Source organism: Staphylococcus petrasii, assembly GCF_002902565.1.
Lineage (GTDB): Bacteria > Bacillota > Bacilli > Staphylococcales > Staphylococcaceae > Staphylococcus > Staphylococcus petrasii.
Genome location: NZ_PPRC01000039.1, coordinates 1 through 21,084, shown reverse-complemented (window position 1 = coordinate 21,084; position 21,084 = coordinate 1). Strand labels below are relative to the sequence as shown.

Genomic DNA, 21,084 nt, shown 5'->3' with positions numbered 1-21,084 from the left:
AATGTTAGATGGTTATAATAACTGTGTAAGGTTAAGAGAACTAAAGAAAGTAAATATTCTTAATCAATAAATTTTAAAATAATGAATATTATTCATTCAATAGGAGAGTGAGATGTATGGTAACATTATTTACTTCACCAAGTTGCACATCTTGCCGTAAAGCGAAAGCATGGTTACAAGAACATGACATTCCGTATACGGAGCGTAACATTTTTTCTGAACATTTAACAATTGATGAAATTAAACAAATTTTAAAAATGACTGAAGACGGTACAGACGAAATTATTTCAACTCGTTCTAAAACTTACCAAAAATTAAACGTGGATATTGATTCTTTACCATTACAAGATTTATATTCTATTATCCAAGATAATCCTGGTCTTTTACGTCGCCCAATTATCTTAGATGAAAAACGTTTACAAGTTGGTTATAACGAAGATGAAATTAGACGTTTCTTACCAAGAAAAGTTCGTACATTCCAATTACAAGAAGCACAACGTTTAGTAGACTAAAATTAAAAACTAAATTTATTTATATTTAACAGCACTTGCTATAGTGCTGTTTTTTGTAACTAAAAAAGGGAATATGTTAGTATAAACCTTGAATATTTAATAGTGAAATTTAATCAAACAAATAGATTGTAATTTACCTTACGTTCTAATACAATATGGTTACTATTCATCGACTGTAAGGAGTGAGATGATATGAGAATAGAACGCGTTGATGATACAACAGTCAAATTGTTTATAACATATAGTGATATCGAAGCACGTGGATTTAGCCGTGAAGATTTATGGACTAATCGCAAACGCGGTGAAGAATTCTTTTGGTCTATGATGGATGAAATTAATGAAGAAGAAGACTTTGTTGTTGAAGGCCCATTATGGATTCAAGTACATGCCTTTGAAAAGGGTGTGGAAGTAACGATTTCTAAATCTAAAAATGAAGATGCAATGCACATGTCTGACGAAGATGCGAATGAGCAATTTGAAGAACAAGTAAATGAATTGCTAGCGAATACATTAGAACAAGAAGAAAGTATTGAAGATTTATTTGAACAACGTGCTCAACAGAAACAAGCTCAAAAAGCTGAGCGCAAACGTTCTAAACCACATGCTCGTATAAGAACAATAATTGTTAAATTTGACGATTTAGAGCAAGTGATTAATTATGCTTACCATAATAATCAAGCTACAGATGAGTTCGAAGATTTATTATACATGCATGAATCAAATTATTATTACGCAATTCACTTTGATGATTCTGTTAATCAAGAAACAATTAATGACAGTTATAGCCAATTATTAGAATTTGCTACGCCAACTGACAGAACAGAAGTTTATTTAAATGATTACGCTAAGATTATTATGAGTCATAATGTGACATCACAAGTTCGTCGTTATTTTACAGACGCAGCTGAATAAATTGTAATTACGAATCGAAGTACGATAAGTGCTTCGATTTTTTTGTATTTTGAAAAGTAAAACCACCACTTCACACGTTTATATATATGAGGTGACCAAATGTTAGTAGCAATTAATCAACATGGGGAACGTGTGAGTGCAACTGAGGCTTTAAAGGGGAATGACTATTTTTGTCCCTATTGTAAGACAGAACTCATTTTAAAAAAGGGGACCAAAGTAACTACGCATTATGCTCATAAAAGTAATGTACATAGAAAATGTGCTAAAGCAGAAACTGAAAAACACTATTATACTAAATTTTTTATCGCAAATTTATTAAAACAGCATGGTTATAATTTAGAAATAGAACCTTACTGTCCAACGATAATGCAGTATCCAGATATTTTAATAGATTCGAAGATTGCTATGGAGATTCAATTCTCAAGAATTAGTTTGCAAGAAATTAGAGAACGCTCATTAGGCTTTAAGAGTTTAGGCGTAGAGGTGGTTTGGGTTATAGAAGATAGTAAGTATTATAAGGGCGTTTTATATCTTAATACGTTTCAAGCATACTTTATTAATCTTCTTACACGAACGCTTATTACATGGGATAGAAGTAAGCAAGCATTGTATAAATATAGCCAGATTCAGCATTTAGAAGGAAGAAAGTTTTTAGCTAAAAAAGAATTACTACAAATGAATAATATTAAAGATGATGAAACTGTAGTGTATTGCCACACTTTTAAGCTATCTAACGACAAAATTATCAAATATATTCAACAATGTCGTCGCAAAAATTCAGTATTAGAACCCACTTTAAGCGCGATGTATCAGCTTAGAATGACGGATATAGATGTCTGTAACTCTTCGGGCTTTATTTTTCCTCAACAACTCTACATTGAAAATCATCCAGTTCAATGGCAGCTTCAATTAAACCTCCTAAAATATCAAAACAACTTATCCAAAGATTCACTTATAAAGTACTTAAGATTTAGACATTTCTATTTGAATAATTATGATCCACTTTCTCTTACTTCTGAACTTATACATGCCTATATTAATGTGGCTAATAGTAGTTAAGACGTGCAATATAAACTATTTAATGAGAAAATTGAATCAATAGCAAGTATAGGAGGTTTACTTATGAGTCAACAATTAACAAGAGAAGAACAGGAACGTAAATATCCTGAATACACTTGGGATCTAACAACTATTTTTGAAAGTGATGATGCATTTGAAAGTGCATTAAAAGAAGTTGAAGGATACCTTGGAAAAGAAGAACAATTTAAAGGTCATTTAGGTGACAGTGCAGAAACATTATACAATGCTTTAGCATTAGACGATGAAATTGAAACAAAACTTGAAAAAGTTTATGTTTATGCACACTTAAAACAAGACCAAGACACATCAAATGATAAATACACTGGTTTTGAATCTCGTGCGCATCAATTAATTATTAAAATTAGTTCAGCATGGAGTTTCTTAGTTCCAGAAATTCTACAAATTGATGAAGATAAATTAAAATCATTCGTTAATGAAAATGAAGATTTAAAACGTTATGAATTTGATTTGAAATTAATTAATGAAAAACGTCCACACATTTTAGATGCCGAAAAAGAAAAACTATTAACAGAAGTACAAGATGCTTTATCAACACCTGAAAATGTTTACGGCATGTTTAGTAATGCTGATTTAGAATTTGAAGATGCAGTGGATAAAGATGGTAACAAACATCCATTAACTCAAGGTACATTTATTAAATATTTAGAATCTGACGATCGTGAATTACGTCAATCTGCATATAATAACGTTTATAAAGGTTACGGTTCATATAATAATACTTTAGGTGCAACTTTAGCTGGTGAAGTTAAAAAGAACGTTTTCAATGCACGTACACATAACTATAAATCAGCTCGTGAGCGCGCTTTAAGTAATAATCATATTCCAGAAGAAGTGTATGATAACTTAGTTAAAACTGTACACAAATATTTACCATTATTGCATAGATATACGCAATTACGTAAAGAACTTTTAGGCATTGAAGATTTAAAAATGTATGACTTATATACACCATTAGTTAAAGACGTTAAATTCGAAATGCCATATGATGAAGCAAAAGACTGGATGTTAAAAGCGTTAGAACCAATGGGTGAAGAATATTTAAACGTTGTTAAAGAAGGTCTTGATAATCGTTGGGTTGATGTTTACGAGAATAAAGGTAAACGTTCAGGCGGTTACTCATCAGGTGCTCACTTAACCAATCCATTTATTTTATTAAATTGGTCAGATACTGTATCTGATTTATATACACTTGTCCATGAATTTGGTCACTCAGCACACAGTTACTTTAGTCGTAAAAACCAACCATCTAACTCTAGTGATTATTCAATTTTCGTGGCAGAAGTTGCTTCTACATGTAATGAAGCATTATTAAGTGATTATATGGATAAACACTTAGATGATGAACATCGTTTATTATTATTGAACCAAGAATTAGAAAGATTCAGAGCAACATTATTCCGTCAAACAATGTTTGCTGAATTTGAACACAAAATTCACCAAATTGAAGAAGCGGGTGAACCACTTACTTCTACACGTATGAATGAAGAATACGCTAAATTAAATAAACAATACTTTGGTGATGTAGTAGAAACTGATGACAATATCAGTAAAGAATGGTCTCGTATTCCTCATTTCTATATGAATTACTATGTATATCAATATGCAACTGGTTACAGTGCTGCTCAAAGTTTAAGTCACCAAATCTTAACAGAAGGCAAACCAGCTGTTGAAAGATATATTAATGAATTCTTGAAAAAAGGTAGTTCAAATTATCCAATAGAAATTCTTAAAAATGCTGGTGTAGATATGACTACTCCAGAGCCTATTGAACAAGCATGTGAAGTATTTGAACAAAAATTAGACGCATTTGAAAAACTTATGAAAGCGTAAATGAACTGTATCCGTTTTCAATTTGTCAAGTTTGTGACAATTTTAATTTTCGGGGATGTAATTATTGAAACACCTATTTGAGCGTGTTATATTATGAACATGAAATTAATCACATAACAAACATACCCCTTTGTTTGAAGTGAAAAATTTCTCCCATCCCCTTTGTTTAGCGTCGTGTAATCAGACACGGCGTTTTTTTATATCTTTTTTTAAATCCTTTCTATCAATCTTTTTTATTATGAAACTCTTTAATTATTTACTTTTTTTAATTTAAACTTTCTAGAAATAAAATTATATTTACGTTGTTATTTTCCAGTATTATATTCACACCGAATATTAATGAAATAATTAATATAACATTACTGATTTTTAATAAGTTATTGTTAAAATGAAATATGGATAATTTTATAAAAAAACAATGAAATGAGGCGTATGAATGAAAAAATTTATTTCACTAATAAGTATCATTTGTTTAGCTGTATTATTAGCAGCATGTGGTGATTCAGGAGAACAAAAGGAGCCATCTAAAGAGAGTAAAGACTCTAAAAAATATGAATATGTTTATTACGAAGTATTAAATGATGGAGATGAAGATTCACCTAATGTTGAAATTAAGTATTTAGATAAGCAACATAAACCACATATCGAAAGAACAAGTTTAGATAACGTATATGAACACATCTTAAGTGACGGGAATGAAAAACCATACATAATTAAAGACGGTAGTAAAGTTCACGTTTATAGACCACCTTATATGACTTATGGTGATGATGAAGTAGAAGGGGAAGCTGTGTCGAAAGATAAAGTAACTAAATAGAAAGGGGGGCGTTGAATGAAGAAAGTATTTAAAGTAGTTAGTTGTTTAAGCATACTCGGATTGTTATATACTGCGGGGGCTACAAATCAATTAGATGCAGCTACTTCAAGTGGAGGCTCTTCAAGTAGTTCTTCTTCGAGTGCTAGCAGTTCTTCTTCGAGCAGTTCATCAGCTGCTAGAAGTTCTACGTCTTCTAGTTCGTCAATGAGTCGTTCAAGTGCAGCTAATGCGTCACGTTCAGCAAGACAATCAAGTCAACGTGCAGCTGAACAAGCAGCTAGAACTAGTAGTATTACTTCAAATACTATGAGAAGCTCTGCTAAAAAACAACAAGGATCTAATCAATATAGTCGTCAAACACGTTCATTATTGAACCCTAAAAGAAGATATAGTTCTTCTTCACCAATGGCAGCCCAATATTTATCCACTGGGTATTATAATAACTGGCTTTTTTATTATCTTATTGCTACTCACGTTCATGATCAAGAGAAAAAAGATAAAAGCTATCAGCTCAATATGTTAAAACATCAAATGAAAAAGAATGAATCATTATATACAGTGACTATTAAAACTAAACATGGAGATAGAGTTATCGTCTTGCCTAAAGATCAATATGACAAGATACAAACTGGTGATAAGGTAAAAATCAAAAATGGCATTGTCCAACCTTAACATGTGGTAGATATAAAAATAGCCATTCAATGATATCAATCTCGTTAATCATTGAATGGCTAAGCTTTCATTATTATAAAAGTTATATTTTAGGCATTTTTGATTGCCAAAATTCTCCTTCAGGATAATCAAGTTTCTCAACTTTTTGTTGTAAAGCAAGTTTCTTTAATTCTTTAGTAAGTAATTTTTCTGGCCACTCGTAAATGGTTAGGAGTTCTTCCATAGTTACGAGTTGTTTCTTTTGAATATAGTGTTCAATTTTAGGTGGAAGGTTCTTCTCAATAGGCGTACCCATTAATTCATTAATAATATAAGTGTAAATATGATAAGGATATAGTCCTTCAACCTTTAATCCTTCTTCGTGAACATCTTCATTAAAGAATACTAATGAGGGTGCTTGTTCAATTTCCATTTCACGTGCAATATGCAAGTCTACTTTTAAGCTTTCAGTAAGTTTATTCTTCTGTAAGTCTTCTTTAAAAACATCATAGTCTAAACCAGCATTTTTAATACAATCGCAAATCATCTTCTCAGTGATGATATCACGTTTAGGAATAATTTCATTCTGCATTAAATGAATAAAGCGTTCCGCTCTTAATCTTCCTTGTAATTCTGCCGCTTTATAAGCTAAAGCAATGTTGTCAAAGTCTGATGTACTTTGAGCTTGGCATTTAGTAAGAACCTTTAAAGACGGGTTTAAAATGTGTCTAATACGGATATATTGTTTATATTCAATTCTTAACTTTGAAATAATCGCTGATAACTTGAAGCAATCTGTATTAAACGGATCAAAAAATGAATAAATTTCGATTTTATTTACAGGTGACAGATTCGCATCTTCACGACTTTTATTGTCTACAATTTTAAGTTCTTCAGCCATGTTTTACTCACCTTCAATTAAATTTAGGAATTTACCATGTGATTAGCAGTTAGACGCAGTCTTTCATATAAATAATCTCCAACTCCAGCTGGAAATTGAGCTTCGGTAATTGCAGTGTGCATATTTTCTAACCAAGCGTCACGTTCGAATGTTGTTATCTTAAATTCCATATGTCTCATCTTCAACATGGGATGTCCATGTTCTTGTGTATATAAATTAGGTCCCCCTAGAAATTGAGTAAGAAACTGTTTTTGTTTTCTGCTCGTTTCTTTGAAATCCCCAGGAAATAAATGATTGATTCTGTCATCTTTTTCAACTAGTGAATAAAAATGGTCAATCATGTCATAGAGTGCTGTTTCGCCTATAATTTCGTACGGTGTTTTAGACATAATATCACCAATTTCCATTAATATATATCTAATATAACATGAATTTTTACATTTAAAAGTAATTTGACTTTTGACTAAGTTCGCTTAAGATTTAGCTTTTTGAGCTTTATATTCAAAAAAGCGTTGGACTTTATTTTTAGGAATTTGATGTTTTAAATCGAATTTACTTAATAAAGCATTGAATTTTTCTAAGCCACTTTCATAGTCATGTACTTCGAATTCTAATTCATAATCGGTTTTATCGAAATATTCACTTTTATCTAATACTAACAATTCATCTTGATAGTGGGTTTCCATACGGTATGTAGTCAATGCACCTAAGATGCTTAATTCGTGTTCTTCCACCCCATAGTCATCTAAGATAGTTTTTATATCATTCGGTAATTCAGATTTTGATACTGCTAAATCGATTGACGGAATAATATCTACCATATGATTATATTCAGTTAAGCCAACTTCGGCTGGTACTTTTAATGTCATTTCATAAGTACCATTTTTTACGCGAATTCTTAATGCTGATTTATGATCGCGCAGTTTGAAGTCTGGCGTATCAATGTAATAATTTGTTTGCGTAAATGGTTCTGCATTTTCAAAAAAAGTAGCTCTAAATTTATCGTAAGTTTGAGAATCTAATAATTGTTTGAATTCTATTTCATTATTTGTAGCCATGTGTTACTCCTCTATATGCATGGTTTAATCATTATTGTCTTTCATTATGAGGGAGAAATTTAAAAATTTAAAGCGATAACCTTATTTCTGAGTAATTGAATCGTATATTCAAGGTATAGATGAGGAAATGGAACTTTAATAACTGAATTTACTGTGGGTTTATCTTCAGTTCGGGCGTGTGTTATCAGGCTAAATTATGTTAAACTAGGAAGGAATAATAAGGAGGAACAAGCATGCGTATTTATGTAAATGAAATTAAAATTAAAGACGATGGCATTTATTGCTACTCAGAGGATCCAACTGATGGATTGGTTGAAGTAGGACAAATGCTTGTTGATAGCGATAATTATGGATTTGCATACATATTAGATGATGGTCAATCCTATTCTTATCTCATATTTGTCCAAGAAACTTGGTCGATGTTACATGAGAATAGAGACAAGAAAGTTATCGTGAATGATGAGTTAGTATTAGAGCATTTCCAAGAGGAATTAGATTATATCTTGGAGAATGTTGAAGGAAATAATAACTATGGTAAGGAGTTTGTTTCAGCTGTTGAAGAAACTTTCGAACTAAAGTGAAGCGGAGTGAAACATTATGAATCAATGGGATCAATTTTTAACACCATATAAACAAGCAGTTGATGAGTTAAAGGTGAAGCTAAAAGGTTTGCGTAAACAATATGAAGTTGGAGAACATGCCTCACCCATTGAATTTGTAACGGGCCGTGTTAAGCCAATTACAAGCATTATTGATAAGGCAAATAAAAGGGGAATCCCATTTGATCGATTGCGTGAAGAAATGTATGATATTGCGGGACTACGAATGATGTGTCAATTCGTTGATGACATAGATGTGGTAGTCAATATGTTGCGTCAACGTCAAGATTTCAAAGTCGTAGAAGAAAGGGATTATATTAACAATACTAAACAAAGTGGTTATCGTTCTTATCACGTGATTATTGAATATCCAATAGAAACGTTAAATGGTCAAAAGTCAATTTTAGCTGAAATTCAAATTCGTACATTAGCGATGAATTTCTGGGCGACTATTGAACATACGTTACGTTATAAATATGATGGGGATTATCCTGCTGAAATTCAGCATCGTCTTGAACGCGCTGCGGAAGCGGCTTATCTATTAGATGAAGAGATGTCTGAGATTAAAGAAGAAATTCAAGAAGCACAGAAATATTATTCTCAAAAACGTGCTAAAAAACATGACTAATGGGGTGTAGACGATGCGTTATACGATTTTGTCTAAAGGAGATTCTAAGTCCAATGCATTAAAACATAAGATGATTAACCATATGAAAGATTTCCATATGGTTGAAGACGCTGATAATCCTGAAATTGTGATATCAGTTGGAGGAGATGGCACCTTATTACAAGCCTTTCATCAATATAGTCATATGTTGTCGCAAGTGGCTTTTATAGGTGTACATACAGGACATCTTGGGTTTTATGCAGATTGGCTACCTCATGAAGTTGAAAAGTTAATCATTGAAATAACGAATTCAGAGTTTCAAGTTATAGAATATCCATTATTAGAAATCATTGTTAGATATAATGATAATGGATATGAAACACGTTACTTAGCACTTAATGAAGCAACGATGAAAACTGAAAATGGCTCTACATTAGTCGTAGATGTGGGTATCAGAGGTAAACATTTTGAGCGCTTTAGAGGGGATGGTTTATGTATTTCTACGCCATCTGGTTCTACTGCTTATAATAAAGCGTTAGGTGGGGCGCTTATTCATCCTTCGCTTGAAGCGATGCAAATTGCGGAAATAGCCTCAATTAACAATAGAGTATTTAGAACAGTAGGCTCGCCTTTAGTGCTTCCAAAGCATCACACATGTTTAATTACGCCTGTTAACCATGATACGATTCGCACTACGATTGACCACGTAAGCCTGAAACATAAAAATGTGAATGCTATACAATTTAGAGTAGCTAATGAGAAAGTACGATTTGCACGTTTTCGTCCTTTCCCGTTTTGGAAAAGGGTGCATGATTCGTTTATTGAAAGTGACGATGAACGATGAGATTTGTTTATGATATTGAACATGAAGAAACGCTCAAATCATTTTTACAACGGCACCATTACTCTAAAAAAACAATTAGCGCCATTAAACTTAATGGCGCTTTAATTATAAATAAATTACCTGTCACGGTGCGTAAATTGATGCAGCAAGATGATCAATTAGTTGTTGAGTTACCCCAAGAGTATCCTAGTGAATATCTTATTCCCTCAAGTACGCCGATTGAAGTAATTTATGAAGATGATTATTTAATAGTTGTAGCTAAACCTACACAGTTAAATAGTACGCCTTCAAGAGAACATCCCCATGATAGTCTAATCGAGCGTGTATTGTATTATCTAAATCATTCTTCTCCTAAGCAAAATGAAGTTGATGACCGACATTTACAACAGAATATCGTACCTCACATAGTGACACGCTTGGATCGTAATACTAGCGGCATCGTTATTTTCGCTAAACATGGTCACATCCATCATTTGATGTCCACTATAAATGTAGACAAACGTTATATTTGTGTATGTTATGGGCCAACGCAAGAAAACGGTATTATTGAAGCACCTATTGCACGAGATGATAATAGTATTATTACGCGAACAGTTTCGCCAACAGGTAAATATGCAAAAACTTCTTATAAAACGTTGAAGCATAATCATAAAGCGAGTTTATGTGAAGTGACATTGCATACAGGACGTACGCATCAAATAAGAGTACATTTTGATTTTATTGGCCACCCTTTAGTTGGGGATGATTTATATAATGGGAGCCATCCTAAAATTAACACGCAATCTTTACAATGTTATAAAGTCAGATTTATACATCCGATATATAATAAAGAAATTGAAATAACTATTGATTATAAGCGATTAGAATACATATATAATATATTATAATTTATAAATAGGAGGGACTTCACGTGTCGTCAGAAATAGAAAAAAACGACAAAAATGAATTAGAAGAATATAATAAACGTCTACTAGACGACATTTTAGCGCAAGACGATATTGATCGATTTAGAGAAGAATTTCTAGCGATTCATGAATATGAACAAAGCGAGTATTTCGAAAATACAACGCCGGAGAACAGACAAAAGATTTTTGAGTTTTTATCTCCTAAGGAAGTCGCTGAATTCTTTGATCAATTAGAAATAGATGAAGAAGAATATGAAGACTTATTTGATACTATGGATGCGCATTATGCGAGTAAAGTATTGGAAAATATGTCTTCCGATAATGCAGTAGATATTTTAAATGAATTATCAAAACCGAAAGTAGCTAGTTTACTTACGTTAATGCATCGTGATGAAGCAAACGAAATTAAAGACTTGTTACATTATGAAGAAGATACTGCCGGTGGTATTATGACTACCGAATATATTTCGTTAGATGCAGACACACCGGTAAAAGAAGCATTAATGTTAGTAAAAGAACAAGCGCCTGATGCAGAAACAATTTATGTTATTTTTGCAGTCAATACGACTGGGCAACTTGTCGGTGTCTTATCTTTAAGAGATTTAATTGTTGCGGAAAATGATGCTTACATTGAAGATATTATGAATACACGTGTGATTAGTGTCGACGTGGCAGAAGACCAAGAGGACGTTGCGCAAAAAATGAGAGACTATGATTTTATCGCAATGCCCGTAGTAGATTACCAAAGTCATCTATTAGGTATTATTACGATTGATGATATCTTAGACGTAATGGATGAAGAGGCTAGTGAAGACTACTCTCGATTAGCCGGGGTTTCAGATATCGACTCAACGAACGATTCAGTAGTAAAAACAGCGACTAAACGTTTACCATGGCTTATTGTATTAACTTTCTTAGGAATGATTACCGCAACGATTTTAGGTAGTTTCGAGGATACATTGTCTCAAGTTGCTTTATTAGCAGCATTTATACCTATTATCAGTGGGATGTCAGGAAATTCAGGTACTCAATCACTTGCGGTTTCTGTGAGAAATATTTCTACCGGAGAAATTGATGAGCAAAGTAAGTTTAAAGTTGCTTTAAGAGAAGCGGGTAGTGGATTTTTATCAGGTATTGTTTGTGCTATCATACTTTTCATTATAATTGTAATTTTATATCGTCAACCGTTTTTAGCACTTATCGTTGGTGGCAGTCTCACTATCGCAATGACTGTCGGTACTTTAGTAGGTTCAATGATTCCATTAATAATGAATAAATTAAATATTGACCCAGCAGTAGCAAGTGGTCCATTTATTACTACAATTAATGATATTGTTAGTATGTTAATTTATTTCGGATTGGCAACAACATTCATGTCATATTTAACATAGGGGGACAAAATGGAGTTCTTTTCTCTAGTAATTGTAGTTGTAGCAGCATTTTTTACACCAATCATTGTGAATAGGTTAAATATTACGTTTTTACCTGTAGTAGTGGCTGAAATTATTATGGGGATAATTCTCGGCCACTCATTTTTAAATATTGTTGAAAAGGATAGTGTACTTAGTATTCTTTCAACACTTGGTTTCATCTTTTTAATGTTTTTAAGTGGTCTTGAAATTGATTTTAGTACTTTTAAGAAAGATACTCGTAATCGACAAGGTACCAATAAAAATGAAAAACATGTGCCAAGTCATCTTAATTTAGCTTTAACAGTATTTGCGTTTATCATGATTATTTCAATCATCCTAGCTTACGTATTTAAATGGTTAGGTCTTGTAGATGATGTCTTATTAATGATTATTATCATTTCAACTATTTCATTAGGCGTCGTAGTACCTACGTTAAAAGAAATGAATATTATGCGTACTACCATTGGCCAATTTATTCTACTTGTTGCAGTTTTAGCCGATTTAGTAACAATGGTCTTATTAATTGTTTATGGTGGTATCAATGGCAATAGTGATAATTCTGTATGGTTATCAGCTATACTACTTGTCTTTACAGCTATTTTTTACATAATAGGTGTCGTCTTTAAACGTATGAAGTTTTTACATCGTTTAATTGGCGGAACAACTCAAATAGGTATTAGAGCCATTTTTGCGTTGATTATATTATTGGTCGCTTTAGCTGAAGGCGTCGGCGCCGAATATATATTAGGTGCTTTCTTAGCGGGTGTGGTTGTTTCTTTATTGAAACCGGACGAAGAATTAGTGCATACGTTAGATTCGTTTGGCTATGGTTTCTTTATTCCGATATTCTTTATTATGGTGGGTGTTGATTTAAATATTCCTTCTTTAATTAAAGAACCATCATTATTACTAATTATACCTGTGTTAATTTTAGCTTTTATTATTTCAAAATTAATTCCAGTCTTCTTTATCAGACGCTGGTTTGATAGCAAGACGACTATAGCGTCAGCGTTCTTATTAACATCAACATTGTCATTAGTCATCGCATCAGCAAAGATTGCGGAACAATTACATACGATTTCTTCTGAAATGTCAGGTATTTTAATATTAAGTGCAATTATTACATGTGTGTTTGTACCTATCATTTTCAAAAAGGTCTTCCCGGTTCCCGATGAAGCGAACCGTAAAATTGATATTGCCTTAATTGGTAAAAACCAATTAACTATCCCGATTGTTCGAAATTTATCACCGCATTTATATAATGTGACTCTGTATTATCGTAAAGATTTAGGTGATAAACGTAATTTATCAGATAACGTGACAGTGGTTGAAATTTCGGAATATGAAGAACATATGTTAGAAAGATTAGGATTATTCGATCAAGATATCGTAGTATGTTCAGCAAATGATGATAGCTTAAACCGATTTGTGGCTAAATTAGCTAAAGCACATGATGTGAAGCGAGTTATCTGCAGACTGGAAAGTAGTAGTGAAGATGATGAAATGAAAGTGGAAGGTATTGAAGTATTCAGTAACTTTATTAGTAATAGGGTCTTCCTTCAAGGTTTAATTGAAACACCGAATATGTTAAATATCTTAAGTAACGTTGAGACATCTTTATATGAAATTGAAATGCTTAATCATAAATATGAAAATATTCAATTACGTAACTTCCCATTTGGTGGCGATATTATCTTTGTACGAATTATTCGCAATAATGAATCTATCGTCCCGCATGGTGATACACAACTTAGATATAAAGACCGTTTAATTGTCACAGGTTCTAAAGAATATGTAGATGAATTGAAATCAGAACTTGAATTTTATTATTAGAACTTTTGAAAAGGAGGTCCACCACGTGTTGGTGTACCTTCTTTTTATATAAAAGACTGATATTGCTTTATAAATCTTTAGTAAGAATGGTAAAATATATTCATTAAAGTATTCTTTATTGTTTTAAACAATATGTTTACAAATTAAATAATAAATGATTATAAGGAGTTATTCGCATGATTAATCTTGAAAATAAAACATTCGTTATTATGGGTATTGCCAATAAACGTAGTATCGGATTTGGCGTGGCTAAAGTATTAGACCAATTAGGTGCTAACTTAGTATTTACATATCGTAAAGATCGTAGCCGTAAAGAATTAGAAAAATTATTAGATCAATTAAATCAACAAGAACCAAAATTATACCAAATTGACGTTCAAAAAGATGAAGATGTCGTAAATGGTTTCGCTAAAATTGGTGAAGAAGTTGGAAATATTGATGGCGTATATCATTCAATCGCTTTTGCAAATATTGAAGATTTACGTGGTCGTTTCTCAGAAACATCTCGCGAAGGTTTCTTATTAGCTCAAGATATTAGTTCATATTCATTAACTATCGTTGCACATGAAGCTAAAAAAATCATGCCAAATGGCGGTAGTATTGTAGCTACAACTTATTTAGGTGGAGAATTTGCTGTTCAAAACTACAACGTTATGGGTGTAGCGAAAGCAAGTTTAGAAGCAAACGTTAAATATTTAGCATATGATTTAGGTCCAGACAACATCCGCGTGAATGCGATTTCTGCAGGTCCTATCCGTACATTAAGTGCAAAAGGCGTTGGCGGTTTCAATTCAATTCTTAAAGAAATCGAAGAACGTGCGCCATTAAGACGTAACGTTGACCAAGAAGAAGTTGGTAAAACAGCAGCTTACTTATTAAGTGATTTCTCAAGTGGTGTAACTGGTGAGAATATTCATGTAGACAGTGGTTTCCACGCAATTAAATAATCGAATGATATATAGACTTAATGCGCTCAATGCATTAAGTCTTATTTTTTGGAAAATGAAGTTTCATATATATTACAAAAAAGGCTGGGACAATAATTAAATGTCTCAGCCTTCGTTAACATATTGGCAGTAGCTGACTGATTTGAAAATGCGCTTAAATCAAGCTTTTTTCAAACCTAGTCATCCTTGCCGGGGTGAGACGACGAAATCTTTTTAAGAAATTAAGATTTCTGTCTCACTCCCTTTTCAATAAAAATATTAATCTTTAACATCACTGTTTGCTTTATCAATAATACGTTGACGGTATTTAAATACATTACTAGCAACCGTTTTAAGTACTGCATATAAAGGTACAGCAATTAAAATAAGTGTGAATCCACCTAAATCACCAGCAGCTAAGATTACTACGATGATTGTAAGTGGGTGAATACTTAAAGATTTACCCATAACATTTGGTGTAATAACGTTACCTTCAAGTTGTTGTGCAACTAACGTAACGACACATACCCAGATGAACGTTGTAGGACTATCAATAATACCTAAGATTGCGGCAGGCGCAAATGATAACCATGGTCCTAAGAAAGGAATTAAATTTGCGAAAGCAGCGAATAATACAAGTAATGGCGTATAAGGTAAACCAATAATTGTATATCCGATGTATAAAATAATACCTAAAATAATACTTACTGTTACTTGACCTTGAATGTATGATTTTAAAGTAAAGTTTAAATCTTTTAATAAATCAACAACAAAGACTTTACGTTCTCCTTTAAAGAATTTAGCAGTTGCAGGAATAAATTTTTCGTGATCCTTTAACATGTAAATTAAGAAGAAAGGCACCATAATTAATAAGAAAACAGTTGAAATAAATGATGTTATGTAAGCAAATGAATTTGCTAAAATACCAGTCAAACTATCACCAATTGATTTCACTGCAGAATTAATGCGATCAGTTACATCACTTGGTAATTTATCCATTTGATTAAGTGAGAAATTAATAATGTTCTCAGCTTCACGTTGTAAAGATGGTGTCGCTTTAATTAAGTTATTAGCATTTGCAAAAATAATCGGTGCAATAAAGGCTACAATAATAGCAATAATCGCAATTAAACCGATAAATATTGTTAAAATACTAGCCCATCGTGGGAAGCCCCATTTTTCAAGAATATTTTGGAAAGGTAAGCAGACATAAAATAAAAATCCGCTAACTAAAAATGGAAGAAATACAGAGCCTATAATTGTTGCGATAGGGGCAAAGACGCTTTGTACTTCCATAAATAATTTAATTAGTACAAACAGGATAATCAGTGCGATCCCCGTTCGAAACCAAACTTTGTTAAGCATAAGCTTACTTCCTCCTAGAATAATCATTTCAATATTATAATTATATATTAAATGAGTAACGTTAAAAAGGAAAATTTTAATAACTAAAAAGATTTTATAATATAATATTTCAAAATAAATAAATGCAATAAAAGTAAAATTTAGATAGTTAATAATGCACAATGAAAGTTTTAGTAATCAAATAATATGTATTTGTAAGTATTTAACTAAATATAGTTATTCAATATTAATCAGTGATTTAAAAGTCTTATTTAAATTTGGTACAATAAAGATATTATTTAGAGGGGGCAACAATAACAATGGCGAATTTTAAACCTGGTAAAATTAATAAACACATTCTACATAGTAATATTTTAGAAAGAGATGTTACGCTATCTGTTTATCTGCCAGAAGATTATTCAGAACTATTTAAATATCAAGTCATCATTTGTTTTGATGGACTCGACTTTTTACGTTTTGGGAGAATTCAACGTGAATATGAACGCTTAAGAAGAGAAGATCAAATTCAACGCGCTATTATCGTTGGCTTCCATTATGAAGATGTAGATAAACGTCGAGAAGAATTTCATCCTCAAGGTAGTCGTAGTAGTAAGACGGTTCAAGCAGTGGGTAAAGAATTATTACCTTTTATCGATAATACTTTTCCAACTTTCAAAGTAGGGAATGCCAGAATACTAATGGGCGATAGTCTAGCAGGAAGTATTGCCTTGCTTACAGCGCTTACTTATCCAACTATATTTAGTCAAGTTGCTATGCTTAGTCCGCATTCTGATCACACAGTACTTGAGAAATTAAATAGTTGTATGCAATATAAAGAATTAACAATTTGGCATGCTATTGGTAAAGAGGAAGAAGATTTTAAACTTCCAACTAATGGAGAACGCGCGAACTTTTTAACGCCTAACAGAGAACTTTCTAAAGCCATTGAGCAGTGTGGCATTACTTATCAATACACTGAATTTGATGGTGGTCATAATTGGAAATCTTGGAAGCCTATGTTAGCTGATATTTTAAATTATTTCTTAAATGAAGATATTCCGTTACCATCTAATGAAGTGTAAATAGTTATATTTTTTGGGAAAAGGGTATTGTTAATTAATAGCACAGTTGGAGTACTCATTTTCGAAAATGAAAAGGGAGATTAGGCTTAATATTTCAATATTGTAAACCTTTTCAAAAAATTCTATTAACTAATAACGTAATATATAGAATTTTGCTATAATGGTAGTATGTTAAACAAAGGAGGAATTTCAATGAATATAGGATTAGCATTAATTCCGTCAGAATCATTCCAAGAAGAAGTGAACGGTTATCGTAAACGTTATGATACTGAATATGCACGTATCATGCCTCACATTACGATTAAATCACATTTTGAAATTAATGATGAAGAGTTAGATTCAGTAAAAGAAGAAGTTTCAAAAAGATTAGAAGGTTCAAAACCAATTGAAGTACATGCAACAAAAGCTTCAAGTTTCAAACCTACAAATAATGTTATTTATTTTAAAGTTGCGAAAACTGATGAATTAGAACAACTTTTCAATAAGTTTAATGCTGGAGATTTTCACGGTGAAGCGGAACATCCTTTCGTACCTCACTTTACAATTGCTCAAGGTTTATCTAGCCAAGAATTCGAAGATATCTATGGTCAAGTAGAATTAGCAGGGGTAGACCATAAAGAAATTATCGATGAACTTTCATTATTACGTTATGACGAAGAAGAAAATAAATGGAAAGTGATTGATACTTTCAAATTAGCGTAATTATTTAATATATTGAATAAGCGTCTAGGATATAATTTCTAGATTAATAGCCAGTAAATGATTTTTATAATAACATTTACTGGCTTTTTAATTTACGATAATTTGTGTTATAAATAAAGAAATTCTTAGATGAATGTTACTCATTTTGTTGCGACGCTTTCTTGCGGGAAAGCCTTAAGCCTGTAGTCTTAAGCTCTTTCTTTTCCGTCAAGAGTCGCGCAACGTCATTCGTTATTCATCTTAGAACTTCTTACGTAAGTGTTGAACACTTAGGTTCATCTATTTCATCTGAAAAATTTAGATTTTTATCTTTAATTCTTAGTGTATTTAATATAGACTTACACATAGGCGCATTACCTTTCTTTTTTATTTGGTGTGGTAGCTAATAATTATAGAGGTAATTGCGCTATTTTTGTATTCAAAACATAAAAAATGGACTGATGATTTTTAGTCATCAGTCCATTTTATTATAGAACCACTAATTAAGAGTGTTTTTGTTTACGCCCACTTTTCACAAAATAAATACCGTAAAATACTGCTAGCATTAAGAAGATAAATGCTGAGAAATAAAATGTGTTACTTAAACCGTTTGAGAACTGCGCAATAAGACCACCAAATAGAGGTCCAATCATCGAACCAAAACCTTGAACACTATTAAACACGCCCCAAGTTTCTTCTTGTTCAGAAGGATCAATTTGACCTGCCATAAATGTATTCCAAGCTGGTAATAAAATACCATACATTAATCCGATGAAGATTGCTACAATCCAAACAATAATAATATTAGTAACTAATGATAATCCGAAGATGAAAGCAGTAAATAATATGAAACCTGTAAAGATAATTCCATACATAAAACCTCGACTATTTTTATCAATAATCTTAGATAAAAATAGCATTGAAATAGCACAACCAATACCACCGATCGCAATAGCGACAGTATATTCAATTGTACTAACACCAACAACTTTAGTGGCATAAGTAGGTAAAATAGGGAGTAAGGCTGAAATTGAAGCGCCTTGTAATAAAATACCTGGGAATAATACAAGATGACGTTTCATTACATCAACGATTTGACCAAGTTGTTCTTTAACAGGCTTAGTATTATAATTCGTTAATTTAATATCAACAAAGTAATATAATACCCATGCAATCACGACAACTAGAGACATCATAAAAGCAAAACGTGTTGGATGTAATTTCACTAATACATTCATAAATGCCCAACCAACTAATAAACCTAACAACCATGCAAAGTATACATATCCCATTTGTTTACCACGTTGATTCTCTTCAACACTGGATAACATAATGACCCAAATAGGACTAACTGCAATACCTAGCATGATAGCACTAAAGATAATGATTATTGGATTTGCTGGGAAAAAGATAACTAAAAATAAACTGACGAAAGCAAGCAAGAATCCTAAAGTTAAGACAATTTTAGTACCGAACTTTTTCAATAAGAAACCGATGACAAAATTAGTTGCGGCATCGGAAATAAAATGAATCGATAATGCTGCTGAGGTTACGCCTACTGCGATAGAAGTAACAGTAGGCAAGTAATTAATATAACTTAAAATATACATTCCTCTAGCAAATTCCATTAAAAATAGAATAATAAGCATTATCTTAAAGTTTTTACTTATATTTTTATTATTTAACGAAGAACTTGGCATATAGTGGCACCTTTCCATAAATTTCCTGTTGTTGTGATGAACTATCTAGGATATTTAATAAGTCGGTACATAATCTATATGTTGAATAATCAACTTTTTCATTCGTCATTTTTTCGCTCATTGCTTTAAGTGTATCTTCATGATTAGTTAAATCAGCCACTACTTCAATTGCTTCTTCAGGTGTATTAGCTATTTTGCCATATCCTTTTTCTTGGAAGTAATGTGCATTTTCTAATTCTTGACCAGGCGCAGGATTTAAGAAAATCATAGGCAAACTTCTAGTTAAACCTTCAGAAATAGTGATACCACCTGGTTTTGTAATCATAAGTTGGCTTGAAGCCATCCATTCGTTCATGTGTTTGGTATAACCTAGAATAAGGACATTATCATATGATTTAAATTGTAATTCTAAATTACGTTTCAGAGCTTTACTTCGGCCACATACCATTACGATTTGTGAATGTGGACTTTTTTCTAAAATATTTTCAATCATATATTCAAAGCCTTTAGAAACACCAAAGGCACCAGCTGACATTAAAATAGTAGGCTTCTCTGGATCAAGATGATGCTGCGTTAACCATGCTTCTTTATCAATGTCCTCTTCAAATTTATCTGAAATAGGGATACCAGTAACTTTAATATCAGATGCAGGGATACCTACATTCATAAAGTCCTTCTTCGTATCCTCTGTCGCTACGTAATATCTGTGTGAATTTGGCGTAATCCAGTTTTTCTGCAGACGATAGTCCGTCATTACCGTAGCAATTGGAATGCGCATATTAAACTGTTCAGTTAAAACTGACATAACCGGAGTAGGGAATGTCAATAATATTAAATCTGGCTTCTCCTTAAGAAGTAAATTGATTAATTTATTCAAGCCATAATATTTATAAAAACATTTATCCAATTCGTCAGGGCGACTATAGTAAAAGTTTTTATACATATTTCTAAAATATTTAAAGCTATTAATATACCATTTCTTACATATAGAAGTTAATATAGGATGAGCTTCCATAAATAAGTCATGTTCAATCACCGTTAAGTGAGGTAAATTCATTTGATTAAGTTGATTAACGACACTTTGTGTTACTTGTAAATGACCATTTCCAAATGACCCGGTAATAATCAATAACTTTTTATTTTGAGTAACCATTAATAGTCACCCTCCAATAATTTAAATTTATCACTTATAAAAACTAGGAGTATATGAAGGCTAAAATTAGTATTATTAAAAGAAATTTATAACCTATATAAAACCTATGAATTTCATTTATAGTGCATTATAGCACAATGAGGTAGTGAATACTCGTTGTTTATACTTATATCCTAGCATTAAAGCGTTCAAATGTATTGTTATAAAGCTATATAT

Annotated in this window: 21 protein-coding genes; 15 read left to right on the top strand and 6 right to left on the bottom strand. The window is 31.9% G+C overall.

Annotated features, from left to right (window positions below; translation table 11 throughout):
* Window positions 1-116: 116 nt before the first annotated feature.
* The 6 genes from spxA (at window position 117) to CD127_RS07095 (ending at window position 5,844) form a co-directional block, all read left to right on the top strand.
* Window positions 117-512: a transcriptional regulator SpxA gene (spxA, locus tag CD127_RS07120; RefSeq protein ID WP_103166349.1), complete on the top strand. Its 396-nt coding sequence runs from the start codon at window positions 117-119 to the stop codon at window positions 510-512.
* 192 nt (window positions 513-704) lie between these two features.
* The gene (gene mecA / locus CD127_RS07115) at window positions 705-1,424 is read left to right on the top strand and encodes an adaptor protein MecA (protein ID WP_103299182.1); all 720 of its coding nucleotides are present in this window, start codon (window positions 705-707) and stop codon (window positions 1,422-1,424) included.
* Between the two features lie 99 nt (window positions 1,425-1,523).
* Window positions 1,524-2,483, top strand: a complete 960-nt coding sequence (locus tag CD127_RS07110) for a competence protein CoiA (protein ID WP_103366245.1) — start codon at window positions 1,524-1,526, stop codon at window positions 2,481-2,483.
* Window positions 2,484-2,546: 63 nt separating this feature from the next.
* Entirely contained in the window at window positions 2,547-4,355 is a 1,809-nt protein-coding gene (pepF, locus tag CD127_RS07105; protein ID WP_103299184.1) for an oligoendopeptidase F, read from the top strand.
* A 436-nt stretch (window positions 4,356-4,791) separates the two neighbouring features.
* On the top strand, window positions 4,792-5,172 hold the full coding sequence (locus CD127_RS07100; RefSeq protein ID WP_103366244.1) for a hypothetical protein: 381 nt from the start codon (window positions 4,792-4,794) through the stop codon (window positions 5,170-5,172).
* Between the two features lie 15 nt (window positions 5,173-5,187).
* On the top strand, window positions 5,188-5,844 hold the full coding sequence (locus CD127_RS07095; RefSeq protein WP_103366243.1) for a hypothetical protein: 657 nt from the start codon (window positions 5,188-5,190) through the stop codon (window positions 5,842-5,844).
* Window positions 5,845-5,926: 82 nt separating this feature from the next.
* Here CD127_RS07095 and yjbH read toward each other — a convergent pair whose 3' ends face one another.
* The 3 genes from yjbH to CD127_RS07080 all read right to left on the bottom strand — a co-directional run bounded on the left by yjbH (window position 5,927) and on the right by CD127_RS07080 (window position 7,782).
* Window positions 5,927-6,724, bottom strand: coding sequence for a protease adaptor protein YjbH (yjbH, locus tag CD127_RS07090; protein ID WP_103298925.1), 798 nt, complete (start codon window positions 6,722-6,724; stop codon window positions 5,927-5,929).
* 23 nt (window positions 6,725-6,747) lie between these two features.
* Complete coding sequence (locus CD127_RS07085) at window positions 6,748-7,113, bottom strand: truncated hemoglobin YjbI (protein ID WP_103298924.1); 366 nt, start codon at window positions 7,111-7,113, stop codon at window positions 6,748-6,750.
* Window positions 7,114-7,197: 84 nt separating this feature from the next.
* Window positions 7,198-7,782 (bottom strand): CYTH domain-containing protein, encoded by a 585-nt coding sequence (locus CD127_RS07080; protein WP_103366242.1) that lies wholly within the window; start codon window positions 7,780-7,782, stop codon window positions 7,198-7,200.
* Between the two features lie 233 nt (window positions 7,783-8,015).
* Here CD127_RS07080 and CD127_RS07075 point away from each other — a divergent pair, with 233 nt between their 5' ends.
* From CD127_RS07075 to fabI, 7 genes are all read left to right on the top strand, one after another.
* Window positions 8,016-8,363, top strand: coding sequence for a UPF0738 family protein (locus tag CD127_RS07075; protein ID WP_103298922.1), 348 nt, complete (start codon window positions 8,016-8,018; stop codon window positions 8,361-8,363).
* Between the two features lie 16 nt (window positions 8,364-8,379).
* Window positions 8,380-9,009: a GTP diphosphokinase gene (gene yjbM, locus CD127_RS07070; protein WP_103329377.1), complete on the top strand. Its 630-nt coding sequence runs from the start codon at window positions 8,380-8,382 to the stop codon at window positions 9,007-9,009.
* Window positions 9,010-9,022: 13 nt separating this feature from the next.
* Window positions 9,023-9,832, top strand: coding sequence for an NAD kinase (locus CD127_RS07065; RefSeq protein WP_103366241.1), 810 nt, complete (start codon window positions 9,023-9,025; stop codon window positions 9,830-9,832).
* Window positions 9,829-10,719 (top strand): RluA family pseudouridine synthase, encoded by an 891-nt coding sequence (locus CD127_RS07060; RefSeq protein ID WP_103366240.1) that lies wholly within the window; start codon window positions 9,829-9,831, stop codon window positions 10,717-10,719. Before CD127_RS07065 ends, CD127_RS07060 begins: the two co-directional genes overlap by 4 nt.
* Before the next feature lie 23 nt (window positions 10,720-10,742).
* Complete coding sequence (mgtE, locus tag CD127_RS07055) at window positions 10,743-12,128, top strand: magnesium transporter (RefSeq protein ID WP_103366239.1); 1,386 nt, start codon at window positions 10,743-10,745, stop codon at window positions 12,126-12,128.
* A gap of 9 nt (window positions 12,129-12,137) precedes the next feature.
* Window positions 12,138-13,982 (top strand): monovalent cation:proton antiporter family protein, encoded by a 1,845-nt coding sequence (locus CD127_RS07050; RefSeq protein ID WP_103366238.1) that lies wholly within the window; start codon window positions 12,138-12,140, stop codon window positions 13,980-13,982.
* A 176-nt stretch (window positions 13,983-14,158) separates the two neighbouring features.
* Window positions 14,159-14,929 carry an enoyl-ACP reductase FabI gene (gene fabI / locus CD127_RS07045; protein WP_103366237.1) on the top strand — a complete coding sequence of 257 codons (771 nt, stop codon included), beginning with the start codon at window positions 14,159-14,161 and terminating at the stop codon, window positions 14,927-14,929.
* 258 nt (window positions 14,930-15,187) lie between these two features.
* On the opposite strand, the gene cozEa is transcribed toward fabI, so the two are convergent.
* Window positions 15,188-16,273 carry a lipoteichoic acid biosynthesis protein CozEa gene (gene cozEa / locus CD127_RS07040; RefSeq protein WP_103298915.1) on the bottom strand — a complete coding sequence of 362 codons (1,086 nt, stop codon included), beginning with the start codon at window positions 16,271-16,273 and terminating at the stop codon, window positions 15,188-15,190.
* 299 nt (window positions 16,274-16,572) lie between these two features.
* Here cozEa and CD127_RS07035 point away from each other — a divergent pair, with 299 nt between their 5' ends.
* Window positions 16,573-17,334, top strand: coding sequence for an esterase family protein (locus CD127_RS07035; RefSeq protein WP_103297537.1), 762 nt, complete (start codon window positions 16,573-16,575; stop codon window positions 17,332-17,334).
* 192 nt (window positions 17,335-17,526) lie between these two features.
* Window positions 17,527-18,036 carry a YjcG family protein gene (locus CD127_RS07030; protein WP_103366236.1) on the top strand — a complete coding sequence of 170 codons (510 nt, stop codon included), beginning with the start codon at window positions 17,527-17,529 and terminating at the stop codon, window positions 18,034-18,036.
* Between the two features lie 482 nt (window positions 18,037-18,518).
* Here the strand turns inward: CD127_RS07030 and ltaA are convergent, their stop codons facing one another.
* Together ltaA and CD127_RS07020 are read right to left on the bottom strand one after the other, a co-directional pair.
* Window positions 18,519-19,715 carry a lipoteichoic acid biosynthesis MFS flippase LtaA gene (ltaA, locus tag CD127_RS07025; RefSeq protein WP_169926754.1) on the bottom strand — a complete coding sequence of 399 codons (1,197 nt, stop codon included), beginning with the start codon at window positions 19,713-19,715 and terminating at the stop codon, window positions 18,519-18,521.
* Window positions 19,693-20,868, bottom strand: a complete 1,176-nt coding sequence (locus tag CD127_RS07020; protein WP_103366235.1) for a diglucosyl diacylglycerol synthase — start codon at window positions 20,866-20,868, stop codon at window positions 19,693-19,695. Before CD127_RS07020 ends, ltaA begins: the two co-directional genes overlap by 23 nt.
* Between the last annotated feature and the right edge of the window lie 216 nt (window positions 20,869-21,084).